The organism is Segatella oris (assembly GCF_900637655.1).
GTDB classification, from domain to species: Bacteria; Bacteroidota; Bacteroidia; order Bacteroidales; family Bacteroidaceae; genus Prevotella; species Prevotella oris.
The window spans coordinates 386,055-407,219 of sequence record NZ_LR134384.1 but is presented as its reverse complement, the minus strand read 5'-3'; the positions used below and the strand labels follow the sequence as shown (position 1 = coordinate 407,219).

Annotated in this window: 20 protein-coding genes; 11 read left to right on the top strand and 9 right to left on the bottom strand. The window is 44.1% G+C overall.

The window, feature by feature from the left end; all coding sequences use genetic code 11:
* The first annotated feature begins 97 nt into the window (after positions 1–97).
* The 3 genes from era (at position 98) to EL210_RS01725 (ending at position 2,928) form a co-directional block, all read left to right on the top strand.
* On the top strand, positions 98–979 hold the full coding sequence (gene era / locus EL210_RS01735) for a GTPase Era (protein ID WP_004374203.1): 882 nt from the start codon (positions 98–100) through the stop codon (positions 977–979).
* 189 nt (positions 980–1,168) lie between these two features.
* Complete coding sequence (gene der, locus EL210_RS01730; RefSeq protein ID WP_004374206.1) at positions 1,169–2,482, top strand: ribosome biogenesis GTPase Der; 1,314 nt, start codon at positions 1,169–1,171, stop codon at positions 2,480–2,482.
* 53 nt (positions 2,483–2,535) lie between these two features.
* Positions 2,536–2,928 (top strand): hypothetical protein, encoded by a 393-nt coding sequence (locus tag EL210_RS01725; RefSeq protein ID WP_018919501.1) that lies wholly within the window; start codon positions 2,536–2,538, stop codon positions 2,926–2,928.
* A 207-nt stretch (positions 2,929–3,135) separates the two neighbouring features.
* Here EL210_RS01725 and EL210_RS01720 read toward each other — a convergent pair whose 3' ends face one another.
* A complete protein-coding gene (locus tag EL210_RS01720; protein WP_004374210.1) occupies positions 3,136–3,933 on the bottom strand; it encodes an ABC transporter ATP-binding protein in 798 nt (265 codons plus the stop codon).
* Positions 3,930–4,688: an MlaE family ABC transporter permease gene (locus EL210_RS01715; protein WP_018919500.1), complete on the bottom strand. Its 759-nt coding sequence runs from the start codon at positions 4,686–4,688 to the stop codon at positions 3,930–3,932. Before EL210_RS01715 ends, EL210_RS01720 begins: the two co-directional genes overlap by 4 nt.
* A gap of 125 nt (positions 4,689–4,813) precedes the next feature.
* Here EL210_RS01715 and lptB point away from each other — a divergent pair, with 125 nt between their 5' ends.
* From lptB to recQ, 8 genes are all read left to right on the top strand, one after another.
* Positions 4,814–5,605 (top strand): LPS export ABC transporter ATP-binding protein, encoded by a 792-nt coding sequence (gene lptB / locus EL210_RS01710; RefSeq protein ID WP_004374212.1) that lies wholly within the window; start codon positions 4,814–4,816, stop codon positions 5,603–5,605.
* A gap of 145 nt (positions 5,606–5,750) precedes the next feature.
* Positions 5,751–6,032 (top strand): NRAMP family Mn2+/Fe2+ transporter, encoded by a 282-nt coding sequence (locus EL210_RS01705; RefSeq protein WP_232000404.1) that lies wholly within the window; start codon positions 5,751–5,753, stop codon positions 6,030–6,032.
* A 529-nt stretch (positions 6,033–6,561) separates the two neighbouring features.
* A complete protein-coding gene (locus EL210_RS01700; RefSeq protein ID WP_018919498.1) occupies positions 6,562–6,981 on the top strand; it encodes a hypothetical protein in 420 nt (139 codons plus the stop codon).
* Between the two features lie 213 nt (positions 6,982–7,194).
* Complete coding sequence (locus EL210_RS01695) at positions 7,195–9,513, top strand: outer membrane beta-barrel family protein (protein ID WP_018919497.1); 2,319 nt, start codon at positions 7,195–7,197, stop codon at positions 9,511–9,513.
* 260 nt (positions 9,514–9,773) lie between these two features.
* The gene (gene tig / locus EL210_RS01690) at positions 9,774–11,126 is read left to right on the top strand and encodes a trigger factor (RefSeq protein ID WP_004374221.1); all 1,353 of its coding nucleotides are present in this window, start codon (positions 9,774–9,776) and stop codon (positions 11,124–11,126) included.
* Positions 11,127–11,299: 173 nt separating this feature from the next.
* Positions 11,300–11,965, top strand: a complete 666-nt coding sequence (gene clpP, locus EL210_RS01685; RefSeq protein WP_004374222.1) for an ATP-dependent Clp endopeptidase proteolytic subunit ClpP — start codon at positions 11,300–11,302, stop codon at positions 11,963–11,965.
* Positions 11,966–11,968: 3 nt separating this feature from the next.
* A complete protein-coding gene (gene clpX / locus EL210_RS01680) occupies positions 11,969–13,213 on the top strand; it encodes an ATP-dependent Clp protease ATP-binding subunit ClpX (RefSeq protein ID WP_018919496.1) in 1,245 nt (414 codons plus the stop codon).
* A gap of 91 nt (positions 13,214–13,304) precedes the next feature.
* Complete coding sequence (gene recQ, locus EL210_RS01675) at positions 13,305–15,482, top strand: DNA helicase RecQ (protein ID WP_018919495.1); 2,178 nt, start codon at positions 13,305–13,307, stop codon at positions 15,480–15,482.
* 595 nt (positions 15,483–16,077) lie between these two features.
* On the opposite strand, the gene EL210_RS01670 is transcribed toward recQ, so the two are convergent.
* From EL210_RS01670 to EL210_RS01640, 7 genes are all read right to left on the bottom strand, one after another.
* A complete protein-coding gene (locus EL210_RS01670) occupies positions 16,078–16,614 on the bottom strand; it encodes a 2-oxoacid:acceptor oxidoreductase family protein (RefSeq protein WP_004377361.1) in 537 nt (178 codons plus the stop codon).
* Positions 16,615–16,629: 15 nt separating this feature from the next.
* The gene (locus tag EL210_RS01665) at positions 16,630–17,397 is read right to left on the bottom strand and encodes a thiamine pyrophosphate-dependent enzyme (RefSeq protein ID WP_018919494.1); all 768 of its coding nucleotides are present in this window, start codon (positions 17,395–17,397) and stop codon (positions 16,630–16,632) included.
* A complete protein-coding gene (locus EL210_RS01660; protein ID WP_018919493.1) occupies positions 17,390–18,481 on the bottom strand; it encodes a 3-methyl-2-oxobutanoate dehydrogenase subunit VorB in 1,092 nt (363 codons plus the stop codon). The genes EL210_RS01665 and EL210_RS01660 overlap by 8 nt, the downstream gene beginning before the upstream one ends.
* A 14-nt stretch (positions 18,482–18,495) precedes the next feature.
* Positions 18,496–18,726 carry a 4Fe-4S binding protein gene (locus EL210_RS01655; protein ID WP_004374229.1) on the bottom strand — a complete coding sequence of 77 codons (231 nt, stop codon included), beginning with the start codon at positions 18,724–18,726 and terminating at the stop codon, positions 18,496–18,498.
* A gap of 36 nt (positions 18,727–18,762) precedes the next feature.
* Positions 18,763–18,942 carry a tetratricopeptide repeat protein gene (locus tag EL210_RS01650; RefSeq protein WP_004374231.1) on the bottom strand — a complete coding sequence of 60 codons (180 nt, stop codon included), beginning with the start codon at positions 18,940–18,942 and terminating at the stop codon, positions 18,763–18,765.
* A 132-nt stretch (positions 18,943–19,074) separates the two neighbouring features.
* Positions 19,075–19,791, bottom strand: a complete 717-nt coding sequence (locus EL210_RS01645; protein WP_018919492.1) for an HAD family hydrolase — start codon at positions 19,789–19,791, stop codon at positions 19,075–19,077.
* Positions 19,792–21,138, bottom strand: coding sequence for a glucose-6-phosphate isomerase (locus EL210_RS01640; RefSeq protein ID WP_018919491.1), 1,347 nt, complete (start codon positions 21,136–21,138; stop codon positions 19,792–19,794).
* Between the last annotated feature and the right edge of the window lie 27 nt (positions 21,139–21,165).

Here is a 21,165-nt window from a genome sequence, read left to right as displayed (position 1 = left end):
CTTGACAGACCATATATACAGAGAAACGCATCTTTCTTATTTGTATAATAAGATGATGCGTTTTTCTGTTTGAAACAATCAATAACAGAATGACATTATGCATAAGGCAGGTTTCGTAAACATTGTAGGCAATCCGAATGTTGGAAAGAGTACGCTGATGAACCAACTCGTCGGCGAACGCATCAGTATTGCTACGTTCAAGGCGCAGACAACGCGTCATCGTATCATGGGAATTGTCAATACAGACGACTGCCAGATCGTGTTTTCTGATACGCCGGGAGTGTTGAAACCCAACTACAAAATGCAGGAGATGATGCTTGCTTTCTCGGAATCTGCACTCACAGATGCCGATATTCTGCTTTATGTTACTGATGTTGTAGAGAACCCGGAGAAGAATATGGACTTCCTTGATAAGGTCAAGAAGATGAAGATTCCTGTGCTTCTCTTAGTGAATAAGATTGATGAGAGCGACCAAAAAACGCTTGGTGACATTGTAACGAAATGGCACTCGCTGCTTCCCAACGCAGAGATTTTGCCTCTTTCTGCCAAGAATAAGTTTGGTGTTGATATGCTCTTGAAACGTATTAAGGAGCTTCTTCCCGAGTCACCTGCGTATTTCGATAAGGACCAGCTTACTGATAAGCCGGCTAAGTTCTTTGTAAGTGAGATCATTCGCGAGAAGATTTTGCTCTATTATGATAAGGAAATACCTTATAGTGTAGAGGTACGTGTGGAGCGATTTAAGGAAAACGACTCTGTCATTCATATCAATGCGGTGATTTATGTGGAGCGCGATAGCCAGAAAGGAATTATCATCGGTCATCAAGGTATAGCCTTGAAGAAAGTTAGTTCGGAGGCACGTAAGGCTTTGGAAAAGTTCTTTGGCAAGAAGATTTTCCTCGAAACGTTCGTCAAAGTGGACAAAGACTGGCGCTCATCACAACGGGAATTAGATAGCTTTGGATATAATCCGGAGTAAAAGAGAACCTCTCTTATAACCTGCTTCAACATTCCTAAAGGGAGGGAAACAAGCTTGAGAGTTGGCAAAAAAGCTTGTTTGAAAGAACAGAAAATAAGGAAAAATATTTGGCCCTGAATAGAAAGAGGGCATACTCTCCGTCAAAAGGAGGGCCGAAGAATGTATAACTTCAGAAATTAAACAAACAGTATGGCAAATTTAGTAGCTATTGTAGGCCGCCCGAATGTAGGTAAGTCTACGCTTTTTAACCGCTTGACGCAATCTCGTCGCGCCATTGTCAGCGACACGGCAGGCACAACTCGCGACCGTCAGTATGGCAAATGCTCATGGAATGCAAAGGAGTTTTCAGTTGTAGATACAGGCGGTTGGGTCGTAAAATCCGATGATATATTTGAAGATGCAATACGCCGTCAGGTGCTTGTTGCCACAGAAGAGGCCGATTTGGTGCTCTTCCTTGTCGATGTTACCACGGGGGTTACCGACTGGGATGAGGATGTTGCCACAATTCTTCGCCGTGCAAAGCTGCCTGTTATCCTTGTTGCTAACAAGGTTGACAATAGCAGTGAATACTACGAGGCAGCCGAATTCTATAAATTGGGCATCGGCGAACCGCAGTGTATCAGTGCTGCAACCGGTGGAGGTACAGGCGATTTGCTCGATATGATCGTTGACAAGCTGCCACAGGAAAACCCGGAAACCATTGAAGATGAAATCCCTCGCTTTGCCGTTGTGGGTCGTCCGAATGCAGGAAAGAGCAGTATCATCAATGCTTTCATTGGTGAAGACCGCAACATTGTGACCGAGATTGCAGGCACAACGCGTGACAGTATCTACACAAGGTTCGACAAGTTCGGTTTCGATTTCTATCTTGTTGATACCGCAGGTATACGTCGTAAGAACAAGGTTAGCGAGGACTTGGAGTTTTATAGCGTGATGCGTTCTATCCGAGCCATTGAAAATAGCGATGTATGTATACTCATGTTGGATGCTACCCGCGGTGTTGAAGCGCAGGATATGAATATCTTCCAGCTCATTCAGAAGAACAACAAGAGTCTTGTTGTCGTGGTAAACAAGTGGGATTTAGTAGAGGAGAAGTCGCAGAAAGTGATAGATACTTTCGAGGCAGCCATACGCAATCGCATGGCACCTTTCGTTGACTTCCCCATTATTTTCGCTTCAGCTTTGACCAAACAACGCATCTTCCGTGTGCTCGAAACGGCCAAACAGGTTTATCTGAACCGTAAAACGCACGTGGGAACTTCTAAGCTTAACGAGGTAATGTTGCCGATTATCGAGGCTTATCCACCACAGAGTGTGAAAGGAAAATACATCAAAATCAAGTATTGTACACAGCTTCCGAACACCCAGATACCCTCGTTTGTGTTCTATGCCAACCTGCCACAGTATGTAAAGGAGAACTATCGCCGCTTCTTGGAGAATAAGATACGCGAGAATTGGAGCATGCATGGTTGTCCTATCAATGTGTTTATCCGTCAGAAATAAATAGTTTCCTCCTTCCTTCCGCGTGCAGGGAAGGAGGCTTTTTTATAGGTTCTATGAAGAAAGTCCTGTTTTTTTTATGTTTCTCATGCTTGCTTTTCGGTTGTAAGAAGCAGGAAAAAGATGCCGCAGAGATTGTTGGAAAGACGGCCAAAATCTATTATGATTATCTGCTTCATGATGATTATGCGGCCTTTGTCGATGGCTCTTTTCGCCCTGACAGCATCCCTTCTTCCTATCGTGAACAGTTGATTGACAATGCAAAGATGTTTATTGCACAGCAGAACAAAGAACATCAGGGCATCAAAGAAATCACTGTCCGCAGTGCCACTATTGATACCTTGCACCACACCGGCAATGCTTTCCTGATGTTTTCCTATGGAGATAAGACCAAGGAACAGGTGATAGTGCCAATGGTTGAGCGTGGGGGAGTGTGGTATATGAGGTGAAGCCTCACCTCCAACTCCTCTCCAAGGAGAGGGGAGTCGTATGTTTTACGAATAGAACTTCTGAAGAAAAACGTAATTATAAATAGGATAATTGACTTTATCGGATAAGCCACTACAGATTCTTAGCATGGTAAAAGGATAAAGCTTAAAGTTTATCTGCATTTTATATCCCTCATTCTTTAGGGAAGAATTGGGTAGAGATACTTTCTATTTCGCTTCTCTCTTTTCGACGTTGTGCGTGTTGTGACCTTCCGTTTCCACCTCTTTCACTTTCCTGAACAGGTCACTTGCAAAGACAAGGTCATTGAGTTTCTTGTTTGTGGAACTCATGATTTCATTCTTGTTGCCCTGCCATTCCTTGCGTCCATGATAGATAAACATGATGTTTTCGCCAATTCCCATCACCGAGTTCATGTCGTGTGTGTTGATGATAGTCGTGATATTGAATTCTTTAGTGATGCCCGAAAGCAGTTCATCAATAACCAATGACGTCTTAGGATCAAGCCCCGAGTTCGGCTCATCACAGAAAAGATACTTCGGATTGAGTACGATGGCCCGCGCTATGGCCACACGTTTCTGCATACCTCCCGATATTTCATCAGGAAACTTCTGCTGAGCATCTATCAAATTCACGCGGTCCAAGCATTCCTGTGCACGCTTCACGCGCTCCCGATAGTTCATTGTTGAGAACATATCCAAGGGGAACATCACGTTCTCCAATACTGAGAGAGAGTCGAAAAGCGCTGCACTTTGGAAAATCATACCCATTTCCCGCCGCATCAACACTTTCTCTTTCTTCGACATTGTGACGAAGTTGCGGTTGTCATAGAGCACTTCTCCACTCGTAGGTTCAAGCAGTCCGACGAGGTTCTTGATGAGAACCGTCTTTCCACTACCGCTCTGTCCGATAATAAGATTGGTCTTCCCGTCTTCAAAAACGGCATTGATATCCTTCAATACCTCTTTATCTCCGAACGATTTATATAGGTGCTTAACTTCTATCATGACAGTAACTGGGTTAGGAATACATCTGAGAACAAAATCAAAACGCTGCTGGAAACTACGGCATCTGTACTCGCCTTACCCACTTCTACAGAGCCTCCTTCGACCGTATAGCCGAAGAATGACGACACACTGGCAATGACAAAGGCAAAGAACATGCTCTTAATGATACTCATCCAGATAAACCATGCGTTGAAAGAATGCTGTATGCCGAGGGTCAAATCATCAGGAGACAGCATGTGTCCGATGTAAGCTGTGCTGTAAGCTCCAAGGATTCCGAGGGCCGAACTGAATACAACCAAGAACGGCATCATCGTTACCAACCCCAATATTTTAGGCAAAATCAGATAGTTTGCAGAGTTCACTCCCATGATATCGAGGGCGTCAATCTGCTGCGTTACGCGCATTGTTCCCAATTCTGAAGCGATGTTCGACCCCACTTTTCCTGCCAAAATCAAACACATGATACTGCTCGAGAACTCCAACAGCATAATCTCACGCGTTGTATATCCCGACACCCAACGGGGCATCCAGGGGCTTTGAATGTTGACTTTCATCTGGATGCAGATCACTGCACCAATGAAAAATGAAATCAAAAGCACAATACCGATGGAGTCGACACCAAGTTGTGACATCTCCTTGACATAGCGTTTGAAAAACATTCTCATCCTTTCCGGCACGGCAAGCGACCGTCCCATCAGCAGCAGATAGCTCCCGAAAGTGGTGAGGTATTTATAGAACAGCTTGAAAATAAACATGATGATTATCCTTATTCTTATTTGTTGCAAAAGTAACCAAATTCCTCTGAAAAACTGCTATAAACCTTATAGTTTTTGATTTTTTATTTTGTTATCCTCTTGATTTCAACTAACTTTGCATCAAAATGAAAGAAAATATGGACGAAACACATCTGACAACGCTCCGAACAGAAGGCCTTGTGAAACGCTATGGCAAACGAACGGTGGCCAATGGGGTAAGCATCAACGTCAAGCAAGGTGAGATTGTAGGACTTCTCGGGCCTAATGGTGCGGGCAAAACTACGTCTTTCTATATGACAACGGGTAACGTTGTACCCAACGAAGGCCATGTTTATCTCGACGATGAAGAGATTACCAACTACCCCGTTTACAAGCGGGCGCGGGCTGGTATAGGTTATCTTCCACAGGAAGCCAGCGTGTTTCGCAAGCTGAGTGTTGAGGATAACATCATGGCAGTGCTTGAAATGACGAAGCTTTCGCATGCCCAACAGCTCGAGAAATTGGAGAGTCTCATCAGTGAGTTCCGTCTGAACAAGGTGCGAAAGAACAAGGGCGACCAGCTTTCGGGAGGCGAACGCCGCCGTACGGAGATAGCACGTTGCCTGGCCATCGACCCCAAATTCATCATGCTCGACGAGCCTTTTGCGGGCGTAGACCCTATTGCTGTGGAGGATATTCAGCACATTGTGTGGCGCTTGAAATATCGTAATATCGGCATTCTCATTACCGATCACAACGTGCAGGAAACGCTATCCATCACCGACCGCGCTTATCTCTTGTTCGAAGGTCGCATTCTTTTCCATGGCACTTCCGAGGAGTTGGCAGCCAATCCCGTAGTACGCAAGAACTATCTGAGCGAGAACTTCGTCTACAGAAAGTTCAAACCCAATGAAGAAGACGAGGCTTACGAGAGGTGAAGGAGTAGAGGAGGAAACAAAACAAAATGGGAAAGGCTGAACCCTATGAAAGAAAATTCAGCATTGCTCGTAAGTAATCCCATGTGTATAATAGGCCTATTGCAAGCTGGTTCATAGAATTATATTTCACTAATACATGTATATTATGGAAAAAATCATAAAGTATCAATGGATAGTTTATTTGTTAGGGTGGTTTGTTTTTCAGTTGTTTCCAGCTTATTTTGGGCTTACTTCTACGTCTGAAGAGTTTCTTATTCAGTTTCTTTTTATTGTGGGAATAATCGTGATAGCTATATGTTCTTTTAACTTTGGTGTAGCGAATGGAAAGCTTGCCGGCTGGTTGATGTTTGTATTTGCTATGATAGTTAATGTTGTCGTTGCATTAGCTACGTTCATCTTCTTGTTAGGACAGAGTTGGCATAATTAGGTCTTTGGCCTCATGCTTTTTGTTTAATTTCTTTTCTGTTTTTAACACTTCAGAACGCAGTCAAATAGAAATAAAAATGCGTTTTCAGCGCTTGTGCAAAGCCATTTCATGACTTCAACGCTTTCGTTTCCGTCTCTTTGGCATGTAACTCCATTCATGTTACGTTGCTATTTGACTCAAACCATGCTGTGATTTAAGTCAGAATGCGTTGTAATCTGACGCAAGTCACACTGCTTTTCAATGGCATTTCATTGCTTGTTTTGCTGCTTCTTTTGTAACTTGTTGATTGTCATTGCATTGCAAACTCATGAATTTTGGCTTGCATTTGGCTTGGAGTTTGTCTTTGTTTCAAATTCTTCAGGCATTTCATTGCTGTTGTAAATATTCATGATTAAAATTAACATATTTCCCTTTTCTTAAGTGGAAACAAGGTGAAATTTCTTTTCTTTTATTTAATTTTTATATCAAAAATGTTTGTAGGATATGTTATTTCTTTCTATATTTGCACCATAAATATCTAAAAGATTGTATGATGAAAAGATTATTAATTATCTGTACAGTAGTGTTAACTGCTTGCTCCACTGTCACACAAACAGGGGGGGTGGTGAAAGATTTGAAACAAGAGAAGAAAGTTTTGATGCTTAATGCTAAGTTGAAAGAGCTGCAAATAGACTTTGAAAAGGAAAAGGCTGACTACGATAAACTAACAAAAGAAGCTGCAGAGGCTAATGCAACAGCTAATTCTGTAACCACAGACTTCAGCACTTCTGATGCATCAAGCACCGTGAAAGATGCTAAAGCAACGATTAAGAAGCTTAAGGAGGCAAAGAAAATAAACAAGAAGTTGGCTAAGAGTCAAAAGAAATTGAAAAGACTGCAAAAGAAGATTGACAAGACACAAGAGAGCATCAATAAGCTCGATTTGGTCGTAAAGATTCACGAGAATTAATATTTTACCAGCGATAGTGCATTGTCTGAAAGGCTGATAGCACTTGAATCATAGAGGTATAACAAAGAAAATTTGTTGTATCTCTATTTTTTTTGCATCATGATGTCACAATAACAGCATTACAACGTATAAGGAGTATATATGAAAAAAAATAAGAGGCGATGCAATTTTTGAAGAGTTTGAACGTCTCATGATAAAGTAAATACTAATCGAATGAAAAAGAAACTTCTCGCAACGAGCCTTCTGTGGTTTTCTGTTGTCAGTGCTTTTGCAGCATCATCAGTTGTTGGAAAGGTAGTCAATGAGCAGCAACATCCCCTGCCTTTCGTTAATGTTGTTGTGTTAAACCCAACTGATTCGACCTTTGTTCAGGGTGCTGTTACCGATGAAAATGGGCGGTTTCACATTGAGGTTCCCCAGGAACAACGTTATTTGTTGAAGCTAACGTCTGTGGAATATGCCCCGCTTTTCAAGCAGATTGACGGCGATGATGCGGGCACGTTGACGCTGACAGAGCAGGTGCATGCCTTGAAAGAAGTCGTGGTGAAAGCCAATCGACCTCAGTTTAAGCCTGTTGCGGGTGGACTTTCTGTCGACATTGCCAACACGCTTTTGGCACAGGTGGGAACGGCTTCTGACGTACTTCGTCAGCTGCCTCGCGTTGATGTAAGCAATGACGGCAGCGTGAACGTGTTTTCAAAAGGCACACCCGAAATCTATATCAACAGCAAGAAGGTGCAGAACAAGAGTGAACTTGAACAGTTGAAGTCAACAGATATCAAGGCGGTTGAGGTCATCACGAGTCCCGGTGCACGTTATGATGCGACCGTGAAAAGTGTGATTCGCATTAAAACTAAACGCCCACAAGGTGATGGTTTGAGCTTCCGTGCCGACAATAATATCAAGTATAACACCTATGTTTCAGGCTTTCAAGAAGACTATCTCAAGTATCGTCATGGTGGGTTTGAAACCTTTTTAGATGCTTATGTGTACTCTTCGGTCTACGCACAAGACCCATATATCAGTGAAGAAATCAATGGAACAGACCATATTTTGCTTGAACAGCATATACGAAATAAAGAACGTACCAACGGACTTTATGGCAAATGGGGGGCCAGTTACGACTTTGACAGCGACAATTCTATAGGTGGCAGTTACACGCTTTCACGTGAATTTTATGACAAAGGATATGCGCTTGAGGCCACACAAGACGTCACAAAGAACGGTAATCTGATAGGCCATATCGACCAAGACTATACATCTCATGGGCTCGAAGGACCCAATCATGAAGCCAATGCCTATTATTTGGGAAAGTTGGGTAACATGAAAATAGACCTCAACTTGACGGCCTTGTGGAAAAAAGATGCTGGAAGAAAGCAGAGCAAAGAGGTCAGTTCACAGCTACAAAGCCAAACCATCACAACACATAATGAGCAAAAGAATCATCTTTGGGCAGGCAAACTAATCCTCTCTTACCCTTTATGGAAGGGCACATTAAATGTGGGAACAGAGCTCACAAGCACTTATTCGTTTGGCCAATATAGCAATGATGGTGGGGTGGTTAGCAATAGTTTGACTGAGGTGAAAGAGCGAAACACGGCGGGATTTGCCGAATATGAGTTTGCTTTTGGTAACTTTTCAGCCAATGCCGGCTTGCGTTATGAGCATGTAAAGTCTAATTATTATGAAGCAGGTATCTATCAATCAGGTCCCAGTAGGCGTTATGCCGATTGGTTTCCTTCGTTATCTTTGGCCTGGCAGAAAGGCGAATGGGGAGTTCAAGGCAGTTATGTTTGTAAGATAGCTCGCCCAAGTTATAACTGGCTTCGTAATGAAATGCAGTATGATAACCGTTATTTTTATGAAGGAGGAAACCCTTATCTGCGTCCTGAAAGAGTGCAAAGTGTAAGCCTTTCTGGTAGTTATTCGTGGCTGAATGCCGAGGTTGGATATGAATATACCAAGGATAAGATGCTCTGGACAGCTACACTTTACAACGGACAGGATATTGGAGTAAGTAGTAATTCCAATTTCGATAGCTATCAATATCTTTATGCTTCGCTCACCGCTTCGCCCAAATTTGGGTGGTATCAGCCTACGTATGAGTTGAACTTTGGCTGTCAGCATTTTGAAACAAAAGATTATTCATTGGATAAAAACATGAATAAGCCGACGGTTTCTTTCTCCCTTCGCAATCGTTTTTCATTGCCTCATGACTTCAATGTGTATGTGAATTTGAATCATAACTTTAGTAGTTATTACGGCGTTAACTTAGTAAAACCGAACACTAACCTTAGTTTGCAACTGATAAAGCAGTTCTGTCATAAGACGTGGACCATCAACTTGTATGTCAACGACTTGTTGAAGACTAATTTCTCAAATACATACACCTACGGAAATCATATCAATCTATGTAAGTCAGGCTATGAATTTTCGCGTCGTTTAAGCCTTACCGTGACCTATAACTTCAATGCTTCGCAGAGCAAGTATAAGGGAAAGGGAGCCGGAAAAGGGGAGAGAGGCCGACTGTAGAAGCCTCTCTCGCAGTCTCTCTCCAAAGAGCGCAGATTGGCATATGCTGATAAACGTGGTGCAGTTTGTGCTGCGTGAGAACTGATGTTGTTGCTTGTTGTTTCGCTTTTCTGTTTGTAATAGCTCGGGAAGCAGTCCATCTTGATGGTTAAAAAAACAAATTTTTCTCTTATATATTAGGTATATTCACTAATTATCTGTAATTTTGCGTCCCGAAAATTGCGAAAACAACAATCATAATATAAACAAAAACATCAGAGATGAACATTTCATTTGAAAACCCTGACAAGGTGAATGGTCTGCTGACTATCACCGTTGAAGAGGCTGATTATCAGGCAAGTGTCGAGAAGACATTGAAAGATTATCGCAAGAAAGCTAACTACCCAGGCTTCCGTCCGGGTATGGTTCCAATGGGACTGATTAAGAAACAGTTTGGTGCATCAGCCAAAATGGATGCTATCAACAAGCTCATTGGCGAGCAGATCTACAAGTATATGCAGGACAATAAAATCCAGATGTTGGGCGAACCTCTGCCTTCAGAGAAGCAGGAAGCACAGGATTTGGAGAAGCCGGCGCCTTATACTTTCGCCTTTGACATCGCTGTTGCTCCTGAATTCAAGATTGAATTGAATGGTCACAACAAGATAGATCACTATACAATCACCGTAGATGATGCGCTCATTGACCGCCAGGTGGATATGTTTGCATCACGTAGCGGCAGCTATGAAAAGGCAGAAAGCTACGAAGATAACGACATGTTGAAGGGTGACTTGCGCGAACTCGATGAGCAGGGCAATACAAAGGAAGGCGGAGTTACCGTTGAGGCAGCTACCATTATGCCTAACTATATCAAGAATGAAGCACAAAAAGCACTCTTTAATGGTGCAAAATTAGGTGATATTATTACCATTAACCCAAGTGAAGCATATGAGAGTGAGGCTGAAATCGCATCACTTTTGAAGGTAGAACGCGACCGCGTGAAGGACTTCAAGGGTAACTTCAGCTATCAGATTACCGATATTCAGCGCTATAAGAAGCATCCGGTAGACCAGGAACTCTTTGATCAGATGTTTGGAAAAGACACAGTTAAGGATGAAAAAGCATTCCGCGAGAAGATTGCGGAGGGTCTGAAAGCGCAGCTTGCCGTTGATGCTGACTATAAGTTTATCCTTGATGTGCGTGCTTACTGCGAGAAGAAAGTGGGAAAACTTCAGTTCCCTGATGCTCTGTTGAAGCGCATCATGCTGAACAACAACAAGGATAAAGGCGAGGAGTTCGTTGAGAAGAACTACGAGCAGAGCGTCAAAGAACTCACTTGGCACTTGATAAAAGAGCAGCTTGTTGCAGCTAATCAGATTAAAGTTGATGATGCCGATGTGCTCAATGCAGCAAAGGAAACCGCTCGTGTTCAATTCGCTCAGTATGGCATGAACAATGTTCCTGACGAGTATGTTGAGAACTATGCCAAGGAAATTCTTAAGAAACGCGAGAATGTTGACGGTCTTGTTGACCGCGCTGTCGACATCAAGTTGACTGATGCTTTGAAGAAAGTTGTTAAGCTGAATGAAAAGGAAATCAGCCTCGATGACTTCAACAAGATGATGAGCGAGTAATCAATTTTTTCGAAAAAAAACTTCTTTTATAAGAGGTTATCGACTTTTTTTATTATCTTTGTCTATGTAGAGGCAAGCCAAGATGCTTTTTTCTTTGGCATTATCTTTGCAAAACCAGATAATAAATAAGGTGGATAACCTCCTTTTTTTATCTTAACTTAAAAGGAAACTATATGAATGATTTCAGAAAATATGCTACAAAGCATTTGGGTATTAATGGTATGATGCTTGATGATGTGATTAAATCACAGGCACAATATCTTAATCCTTACATCTTGGAAGAACGCCAGTTGAATGTCACTCAAATGGATGTTTTCTCGCGTTTGATGATGGATCGTATCATCTTCCTCGGCACAGAGATCGATGACTACACGGCAAATACGCTGCAGGCGCAGTTGCTTTACCTGGATTCTGTAGACAGTGGAAAGGATATTTCTATTTATATCAACAGTCCCGGTGGTAGCGTGACAGCCGGTCTCGGCATCTATGATACGATGCAGTTCATCAGCAGTGACGTGGCAACCATATGTACAGGTATGGCTGCATCTATGGCTGCCGTGCTGCTCGTTTCAGGCCAGGAGGGAAAGCGTTCGGCATTGACTCATAGCCGTGTAATGATACATCAGCCCTTAGGTGGTGTTCAAGGACAGGCTTCCGACATAGAGATTGAGGCCAAAGAAATCCAGAAATTCAAGAAAGAACTCTATACGATTATCTCCGAACACTCGCATACTCCATTTGAAAAAGTATGGCAGGACAGTGACCGTAACTATTGGATGACGGCGCAGGAAGCTAAGGAATATGGTATGATTGACGAGGTCTTGGTGCGTAAGAAGTAAGCTATGACAAAGAAAACATGTAGTTTTTGTGGCAGAAGTGAAAGTGAAGTACGACTGCTTATCACTGGGTTGAATGGCTATATCTGTGAGGATTGTGCTAAACAAGCCTATGACATTGTGCGCAGTGCAGGCGTTGTCGGTGCCAAGGATGCTGCAGAAGACAAGGGAGAACCTTTCAAATTGAAGAAAGTTCCAAAGCCAAAGGAGATCAAAAAGTACCTTGATGAATATATCATTGGGCAGGATGAGGCCAAGCGTTTCCTTTCTGTTTCGGTGTATAATCATTATAAGCGCCTGCAACAGCCTGCAGATGATGGTGGAGTTGAAATTGAAAAGAGCAATATCATCATGGTAGGTAGCACGGGAACTGGTAAGACTTTGCTGGCCCGCACTATTGCCAAGCTGCTTGATGTGCCTTTCACGATTGTCGATGCTACGGTATTTACCGAGGCAGGATATGTGGGAGAAGACGTTGAAAGCATTTTGAGTCGTCTGCTTCAAGTGGCCGATTACAATGTTGCTGCAGCTGAACGAGGCATCGTTTTCATTGACGAAATAGACAAGATTGCCCGTAAGAGCGACAATCCTTCTATCACTCGAGATGTCAGTGGAGAGGGAGTTCAACAGGGATTACTGAAGCTTTTGGAAGGAACTATGGTCAATGTGCCGCCTAAGGGAGGGCGTAAGCATCCGGATCAAGACTATATTCATGTCAACACAAAGAACATATTGTTCATTTGTGGCGGTGCTTTCGATGGCATAGAACGCAAGATAGCCCAGCGAATGAATACCCATGTAGTGGGTTATAACTCTGTACAGAACGTGGCAAAGATAGATAAAAACGACCTCATGAAATACGTGCAGCCGATGGATTTGAAGTCGTTTGGACTGATTCCAGAGATTATCGGCCGCCTGCCGGTACTCACTTATCTCAATCCTTTAGACCGCGAAGCGCTGCGACGCATTCTCGTTGAACCCAAGAATTCTATCATCAAGCAGTATGAAAAGCTGTTCGAAATGGACGGCATCAAGTTGAGTTTCGAGGAAGATACACTGAATTTCATCGTCGACAAGGCTGTGGAATACAAATTAGGTGCCCGCGGTTTGCGTTCAATCGTTGAGTCAATCATGATGGATGCAATGTTTGAGATACCGTCAAAGCGCACGAAAGAATTTGTCGTTACACTCGACTATGCCAAGAACCAACTGAATAAATCCTATTTGCAGAAGCTCGACGAGACTGCATAGACTATCTTTCCGGGCGATGAATTGCATCGTCCGGATACCCAATGGAAAACCAAACTATCATTAACTGATAGGGAAGAAGCGTGCTAATGGTATGACAAAGGACACAAATCTTACACAGCAACTGAAACATTATTTCGGCTTTGACAAGTTCAAAGGCGACCAAGAAGCCATTATCCGCAATCTGTTGGAGGGCCATGATACCTTTGTTCTGATGCCGACCGGAGGTGGAAAGAGCCTCTGCTATCAACTTCCTTCCTTGATCATGGAGGGCACTGCAATCGTTATTTCTCCGCTCATTGCATTGATGAAAAACCAAGTTGACGTCATCAATGGGCTCAGTGAAGAGGTTGGAGTGGCACATTATCTGAATTCATCTCTCAACAAAGCAGCCATTCAACAGGTGATGGACGACGTGCGAAGTGGGCGCACAAAGTTGCTTTATGTGGCTCCCGAATCACTCAATAAAGAAGAGAATGTGGAGTTCCTACAGTCAGTTAAGGTTTCATTCTATGCCATTGACGAGGCTCACTGCATATCAGAATGGGGACATGATTTCCGTCCCGAGTATCGTAATATACGCCCAACAATCAATAAGATCGGCACTGCTCCGATCATTGCTTTGACTGCAACAGCCACGGACAAAGTGCGTTCCGACATCAAGAAGAGCCTTGGTATAACGGATGCCAAGGAGTTCAAAAGCTCGTTCAACCGTGCTAATCTCTATTACGAAGTACGCCCGAAGACAAATGATGTAGATAAACAAATCATCAAGTTTATTCGTCAACATGAGGGGAAGAGCGGCATTATCTACTGTCTTTCGCGTAAGAAAGTAGAGGAACTGGCCGAGGTGTTGAAGGCCAATGAAATTAAAGCGGCGCCTTATCATGCCGGACTTGACAGTGCTACACGCTCGCAGACACAGGACGACTTCCTTATGGAACGCATTGATGTCATTGTGGCAACGATTGCATTTGGTATGGGAATTGACAAGCCCGACGTGCGCTTTGTCATCCATTACGATATTCCTAAGAGTCTCGAAGGCTATTACCAAGAGACCGGAAGAGCCGGACGTGATGGCGGAGAAGGCCTTTGTATTGCTTTCTATGCACAGAAAGACCTGAAGAAATTAGAGAAGTTCATGGAGGGAAAACCTGTAGCTGAGCAGGATATCGGACGTCAATTGTTGCAGGAAACGGCTGCTTATGCAGAGTCATCTGTATGCCGTCGCAAGATGTTACTGCATTATTTCGGTGAGGAATATCCGCATGATAACTGTCACAACTGTGACAACTGTCTGCATCCGAAAGAGAAGATTGAGGCGGGAAAAGCCTTGGTTATTGTGCTCAAGGCAATACTTGCAGTGAAAGAAAACTTCCGTCAAGAGTATGTCATTGACTTCGTGAAAGGACGTGGAACCGATGATATTCTTTCGCATAAACACGACCAGTTGGAGGACTTCGGCGCAGGAGAAGATGAGGATTCTAAGCTTTGGAACCCTGTCATTCGGCAGGCTTTAATAGCCGGTTATCTGAAAAAAGACGTGGAAAACTATGGACTTCTAAAGGTGACGGCAGCAGGAAAGCGCTTTATCAAGAACCCAACGGAGTTCATGATTGTACGCGATAACGAGTTCAGAGATGATGAGGAAGAAGAGGGAAATGAGGCAGTAGGCATGGCGCTTGACCCCGAACTGTTCACTATGTTGAAGCACCTTCGCAGGCAGATGGCACAGAAACTTGGTGTTCCGGGATATGTAATCTTCCAGGATCCGTCGTTGGAACAGATGGCAACGATGTATCCGATAACCACCGAAGAGTTGCAACAGATACAGGGAGTCGGTGCAGGAAAGGCCAAACGTTACGGCAAAGAGTTCCTCGATTTGATTAAACAGTATTGCGAAGAAAACGGTATTGAGCGCCCCGAAGAACTGCGCGTGCGTACTGTTGCCAAGAAAAGTATCATCAAAGTGAAGATTATTCAGAGCATCGACAAGCAGCTTGCACTCGATGATATCGCTGAAACGCTTGGACTTTCTTTCGATGAGTTGCTCGACGAAGTGGAGGCCATTGTCTACAGTGGAACAAAACTTAACATCAATTACTTTATTGAAGAAGTCATTGATGACGACCATGTGGACGATATTTATGACTATTTCAGTGAGAGCGAAACCGACAGTTTAGAGGCTGCAATCAATGAACTTGGCGATGAATACAGCGAAGATGAAATCCGTTTGGTAAGGATTAAGTTTCTTTCGGAAATGGCAAATTAGATGCTTTTCTTTAGTTGTCATATTCCTTTACAATTGCCTTTGCATAGCTCGCGTATTTGAAACGGATGTCTTTCTCATTGCAAATACGCGCCGTATTTTGACAGTTTGCAATACGTTGTCAATCAAACAGTTATGAAATATGAGGTGGAAAAAGAGATAAAATCACGCTGAAAAACATTGTATTTTGTATTGAAAAGCAGTGTAATCTCTGGCATTTTATCTCGTAGTTTGGTGCAGAAAGCGGTGTGTTCTGCATCAAATTACGGCGCACAATGGTTCATATTGTACGCCGTAATGTTTGAAATCGTAAAATAAAGCCTGTTTTCTTCCATTTTCATTTCTATTTGGTATCTTCTGGAAGTGTTAAAAACAGGCAAACAATCTTTACAGAATGAGGGAATTTCTTGGCTTGGATTGGTGCAGTTTTCAACATGTATGAAGCCTGGATTAATCTCGTTCTGAGCTGTTTACGCAGGCTTGGAAAGCCGGCGAACCCTTGTTTATAGCCCGCAATTTAAGTCTCCCCTCCTTGGGAGGGGCTGGGGGAGGTCCCTCAATTCAACTTTCCCCTCCTTGAAAGGGTTGGGGGAGGCTCCTACTTTATCATCTTTCTTCCTTCCTCTACTGCCTGCATATTCAGTGGAATGAGGTGGTGATGACGCTCAGGAAGCGTCTTGAAGAGCGCCTTTTGCAAGCCTTCTGTGCTGACAATAGGGCAGGCCTTGAGGAGTGCTCCCAGAATAATCATGTTGAAAACCTTGGCATTTTTCATCTCTGCGGCTTTGTCCATGGCATCAATGCGATAGACAGTGATGTCGTCACGTGTGGGAGGATTGATGATACCGAAGCCGTCGTAGATGAGCATTCCGCCAGGTTTTAGCTTGGGCATGAACTTATCCAATGACGGCTGATTAAGCACAATAGCCACGTCATACTTGCTGAGAATGGGCGAAGAGATGCGTTCATCGCTGACGATGACGGTCACATTGGCCGTTCCTCCGCGCTGTTCCGGGCCGTAGGCAGGCATCCATGTAACCTCTTTTCCCTCGAGCATACCCGAGTAGGCAAGGATTTTTCCCATGGAAAGTACGCCTTGTCCGCCGAAACCTGCTATGATAATTTCTGTTTTCATACGTCTCCTTGTTGATTAAAGTGAGGTGGTATCCTTGAAAACTCCTTTTGGATACTTCTCAAACATGTGCTCCTGCATCCACTCGTTGGCTTTTTGTGGTGTCATCTTCCAACCGCTGTTACACGTCGATACAATCTCAACGAGACTTGAACCAAGTCCTTTCATCGAGGCTTCGAATGCCTTTCTGATAGCTTTTTTGGCTTTATGAATGGCAGGAACAGTCTCTACACTTTGGCGTGTTACATAGCAAGTGCCCTCCAAATGGCTGGCTAAATCCGTGATGTTTAGAGGGTAACCATGCAGTTCTGCATCGCGACCATACGGGCAAGTTGCTGTCTTCTGACCGAGCAAAGTGGTAGGAGCCATCTGGCCACCTGTCATGCCATAGATAGCATTGTTAATGAAAATGATTGTGATGTTCTCACCACGGTTCAGCGAATGGATGGCTTCTGCTGTTCCGATACAGGCCAAGTCGCCATCGCCCTGATAGGTGAATACGAGACGGTCGGGCCATAAACGCTTGATGCCTGTAGCCAAGGCAGGGGCCCGACCGTGTGGAGCTTCCTGCCAGTCAATGTCGATATAGCGGTAAGCAAACACTCCACAACCTACGGGACTGACGCCGATGGCTTTGTCTTCCATGCCCATTTCGGCAATGACTTCAGCCACAAGCTTATGTACAACACCGTGAGAACAGCCCGCACAATAGTGCATGGCTGTGTCGTTCATGAGTCTTGGTTTCTCGTAAACTAAGTTTTCTGGTGATATGATGTCTTTATTCATTATCAATAAGTTTAGTCTTTAGAGCGTTTACTATCTCTTCGGGATCAGGCACAATACCGCCTAATCGACCGAAATGTGCCACGGGAATGGTGCTGCCTACAGCCAGTTTGACGTCTTGAATCATTTGACCTGCGTTGATTTCTGCCACGAGTATCCCTTTCTTTCCTGCTGCAGTCTTGCGCAATTCCTTTTCAGGGAAGGGCCAAAGTGTAATCGGGCGGAAGAGTCCGAGCTTGATATCATGCTCCCGGGCAATCTCCATGCTCTTCTCTGCAATGCGGGCTGCACTGCCGAAAGCTACGACAATATAGTCAGCATCATTGCATTTTGACTGCTCACAACGTGTTTCATTGTCTTTAATTTGCTGATATTTCTCTTGCAGATGCAGATTTTTTTGTTCCATCACTTCAGGCATTAGTTCAAGCGAAGTGATGATGTTAGGAGTACGATCTTTTGTGCGTCCGGTAGAAGCCCAAGGGCATTCACGCAGGATTTCAGCCTCTGTGCGGCGCGGTTTCATTGGTGGAAGCACCACTTTCTCCATCATCTGGCCGATGACTCCGTCGCTTAGAATCATTGCCGGATTGCGGTATTTGAAAGCCAAAGTGAAAGCAAGATCAACGAAATCTGCCATTTCCTGCACTGAATTTGGTGCGAGAACGATGACGTTGTAGTCGCCGTTTCCACCACCACGTGTGGCTTGATTATAGTCGCTTTGACTGGGTTGGATGGTTCCCAAGCCTGGACCGCCGCGCTGAACATTCACGATTACGCCTGGCAATTCAGCACCGGCCATGTAAGAAATACCCTCTTGCATCAATGCAATTCCAGGGCTTGAACTGCTCGTGAGTACGCGCTTCCCTGCACCAGCTCCACCATATAGCATATTGATTGAAGCCACTTCGCTCTCTGCCTGCAAGACAACCATGCCGGTCGTTTCCCATGGTTTGAGCTGTGCTAAGGTTTCAATGATTTCGCTTTGTGGAGTAATCGGGTAGCCGAAATAGCCGTCGGTGCCACATCTGATGGCTGCATGAGCGATGGCTTCGTTGCCCTTCATGAGTTTAACTTCTTTCTCTTCCATAGATTTGCTCTTGTTTAATCAAGTTTCTTTCGATAGACAGTAATGCATCCGTCGGGACAAACGATAGCACAAGATGCACAACCTATGCAGTCATCCGGACGGACAGCTTCGGCAAACGGATATCCGCTTACGTTGACTTTTCTATCAGCCAAGGCGATAACGGCTTTCGGACAGGCCACAACACAAAGCGAACAGCCCTTACACCGGTCCTCGTTTACCACGATGGCACCAACTACTTTTCCCATAATGTGATTGATATGTGTTTGTTGTCTATGGCAATCCTAAGGATTATACATATCCTTACAGTAGAAGGCATAAATGTCTTCAAGCATCTTCTTGGCTTCAACGGCAGGACTTTCAGGATTGAGTGCGATAGATTCCATATAGGCTTCCATGGCACGTTTGAAGTCACCCTGTCGGCGAAACTCATTGCCAAGTGTGTAAAATTCTTCGGATGTCATGTCATAAAATGTCTTTGCTTAAACAAAATTACGATGCACAAAGACTTTCAACAAACATTCGGAATAATTTTAAGCTATATTAAAATAGTTTTGCTTAAAAGTGCGCACACGCCCTAAAGAATGTGCAGAAAACTAAACATAATTATCCCAATCATCAACAAGCTGCGTCATGGTGTCGTATAATACATTGGCACCTTCACCAAGAAGTGAGGTATCTGGCAGTGGCCCGCTATTGATAGCAACGGTGAAGATGCCTGCACTGACACCGGCACGAACACCGAGTGGTGCATTCTCAACTACGATTCCTTCGTTTGGTTGCAGGTTCCCAGCCTTTCTGAGTCCCGTGAGATAAGGATCGGGATAGGGCTTTCCATGTTTTACGTCGTAGGCAGTTGTGATATGATCTTCATCAAGGTATTGTCCGAAGTCATGAAGCAGACGCTCAATAAGCGGTCGCTGACCACTGCCTGTAACCACATTCACCGTCATGCCTGAACGCTGAATTTTCTCCATAATACTGAAAACACCGTCGAAGATTGGGGCTTCCGGCATGGCATGGAATAGGCGGGTTTTCTCGTCATACATGCGTTGTGCTTCCTCAAGACTGATGTCTTTGCCCTGTTGTTGCTTGACAAACAGACGGATGGTATCAATACCTCGTGCGCCTTCTGTGGCGTAAGCATCAGCTGTTGTCATGTGAATACCAAACTTCTTCATGCTTTCCTGCCAGGCAATAGCATGGAGAGGCATACTGTCATAGAGTACACCGTCCATATCAAAAAGAACAGCTTTGGGACTGAAATGCCCAAAGCCGTGTTCTTTCAAGTATTGTTTTATCTCGTTTTTCATTTATAAACGTTCGCGGATAGCCTTGCTTTCAGCTTCATAGCCAGGCTTATTGAGCAGTGCAAACATGTTCTTCTTGTAAGCTTCTACACCCGGTTGATTGAATGGGTTCACCTGAAGTAGGTTGCCACTGATGCCACATGCAATCTCAAAGAAATAGATAAGCTGCCCGATATAGTAGGCATTTAAGCGTGGAACACTAATGCGGATGTTAGGTACTCCGCCGTCAACATGAGCCAAACGAGTGCCGAGTTCAGCCATCTTATTCACGTCGTCAACGCGCTTTCCCTCAAGGAAGTTGAGGCCATCAAGGTTTTCTTCATCGTGTGGGAAGAGCAGTTTATGCTCTGGTTCCTCTACGCTGATCACGGTTTCGAAGATAGAACGCTCGCCTTGTTGTATCCACTGTCCCATTGAATGCAGGTCAGTTGTGAAGTCACATGCTGCCGGGAAGATGCCTTTATTGTCTTTTCCTTCACTCTCACCATAAAGCTGTTTCCACCATTCTGCAAAGAAATGAAGCTTCGGTTGGAAGTTAACGACAATTTCAATCTTCTTTCCTGCCTCGCTGTAAAGACCGTTCCGAACAGCTGCATACTGTGCGGCGGGGTTATTTTCAAACGGTACATTCTTGCCGCATGCACGTTCCATTTCCTGTGCACCACTAACGAGTTCTTTCACATCGAAGCCTGCACAAGCGATTGGAAGCAGGCCAACAGGAGTGAGAACAGAGAAGCGTCCGCCGATATTATCAGGGATAATGAAACTCTTGTAGCCTTCTTTGTCGGCGCAAGTGCGGGCTGCTCCTTTTTTAGCATCAGTCACTGCAACGATTACATCCTTAGCTTCTGCCTTGCCACGTTGTGCTTCACACTGTTTCTTCAGCAGGCGGAAGGTGAGTGCAGTCTCTGTAGTTGTGCCGGATTTGCTGATGTTAATGACACCGAATTTCTTGTTCTTAAGATATTCTGTGAGTTCAAAGAGATAGTCTTCACCGATATTATTGCCTGCAAAGAGAATGGTTGGGTTCTTCTTGTCGGCTACTAACCAAGCGAAACTGTTGCTGAGTGCCTCAATAACAGCACGTGCACCAAGATAGGAACCACCAATACCCGCAACGACAATAACTTCGCACTTGTCACGCAAAGTGTTGGCCGTAGCCTGGATTTCATCAAGGAATTCAGACGTGATACTTGACGGCAAGTGGAGCCAACCAAGGAAATCGTTACCCGGACAAGTGCCGTTTTCAAGAGCTTCTTGGGCGGCCTTGACCTGACTTTCGTAAGCTTCAACAGCTCCGGATTTTAGGAACTGTGCAGCTTTTGTAATGTCTAAACTGATATTTTTCATTGTTTTTTGTTATTATCCTGACCTTAT

Coding starts and splice junctions, on each gene's coding strand:
- lptB (WP_004374212.1), top strand. CDS start 4,814: ATGAAAGAAAATATGGACGAAACACATCTGACAACGCTCCGAACAGAA.
- EL210_RS01725 (WP_018919501.1), top strand. CDS start 2,536: ATGAAGAAAGTCCTGTTTTTTTTATGTTTCTCATGCTTGCTTTTCGGT.
- EL210_RS01705 (WP_232000404.1), top strand. CDS start 5,751: ATGGAAAAAATCATAAAGTATCAATGGATAGTTTATTTGTTAGGGTGG.
- clpX (WP_018919496.1), top strand. CDS start 11,969: ATGACAAAGAAAACATGTAGTTTTTGTGGCAGAAGTGAAAGTGAAGTA.
- EL210_RS01700 (WP_018919498.1), top strand. CDS start 6,562: ATGATGAAAAGATTATTAATTATCTGTACAGTAGTGTTAACTGCTTGC.
- der (WP_004374206.1), top strand. CDS start 1,169: ATGGCAAATTTAGTAGCTATTGTAGGCCGCCCGAATGTAGGTAAGTCT.
- EL210_RS01720 (WP_004374210.1), bottom strand. CDS start 3,933: ATGATAGAAGTTAAGCACCTATATAAATCGTTCGGAGATAAAGAGGTA.
- EL210_RS01695 (WP_018919497.1), top strand. CDS start 7,195: ATGAAAAAGAAACTTCTCGCAACGAGCCTTCTGTGGTTTTCTGTTGTC.
- EL210_RS01660 (WP_018919493.1), bottom strand. CDS start 18,481: ATGGAAGAGAAAGAAGTTAAACTCATGAAGGGCAACGAAGCCATCGCT.
- era (WP_004374203.1), top strand. CDS start 98: ATGCATAAGGCAGGTTTCGTAAACATTGTAGGCAATCCGAATGTTGGA.
- EL210_RS01645 (WP_018919492.1), bottom strand. CDS start 19,791: ATGAAAAACGAGATAAAACAATACTTGAAAGAACACGGCTTTGGGCAT.
- EL210_RS01665 (WP_018919494.1), bottom strand. CDS start 17,397: ATGAATAAAGACATCATATCACCAGAAAACTTAGTTTACGAGAAACCA.
- EL210_RS01640 (WP_018919491.1), bottom strand. CDS start 21,138: ATGAAAAATATCAGTTTAGACATTACAAAAGCTGCACAGTTCCTAAAA.
- clpP (WP_004374222.1), top strand. CDS start 11,300: ATGAATGATTTCAGAAAATATGCTACAAAGCATTTGGGTATTAATGGT.
- EL210_RS01670 (WP_004377361.1), bottom strand. CDS start 16,614: ATGAAAACAGAAATTATCATAGCAGGTTTCGGCGGACAAGGCGTACTT.
- EL210_RS01715 (WP_018919500.1), bottom strand. CDS start 4,688: ATGTTTATTTTCAAGCTGTTCTATAAATACCTCACCACTTTCGGGAGC.
- recQ (WP_018919495.1), top strand. CDS start 13,305: ATGACAAAGGACACAAATCTTACACAGCAACTGAAACATTATTTCGGC.
- tig (WP_004374221.1), top strand. CDS start 9,774: ATGAACATTTCATTTGAAAACCCTGACAAGGTGAATGGTCTGCTGACT.
- EL210_RS01650 (WP_004374231.1), bottom strand. CDS start 18,942: ATGACATCCGAAGAATTTTACACACTTGGCAATGAGTTTCGCCGACAG.
- EL210_RS01655 (WP_004374229.1), bottom strand. CDS start 18,726: ATGGGAAAAGTAGTTGGTGCCATCGTGGTAAACGAGGACCGGTGTAAG.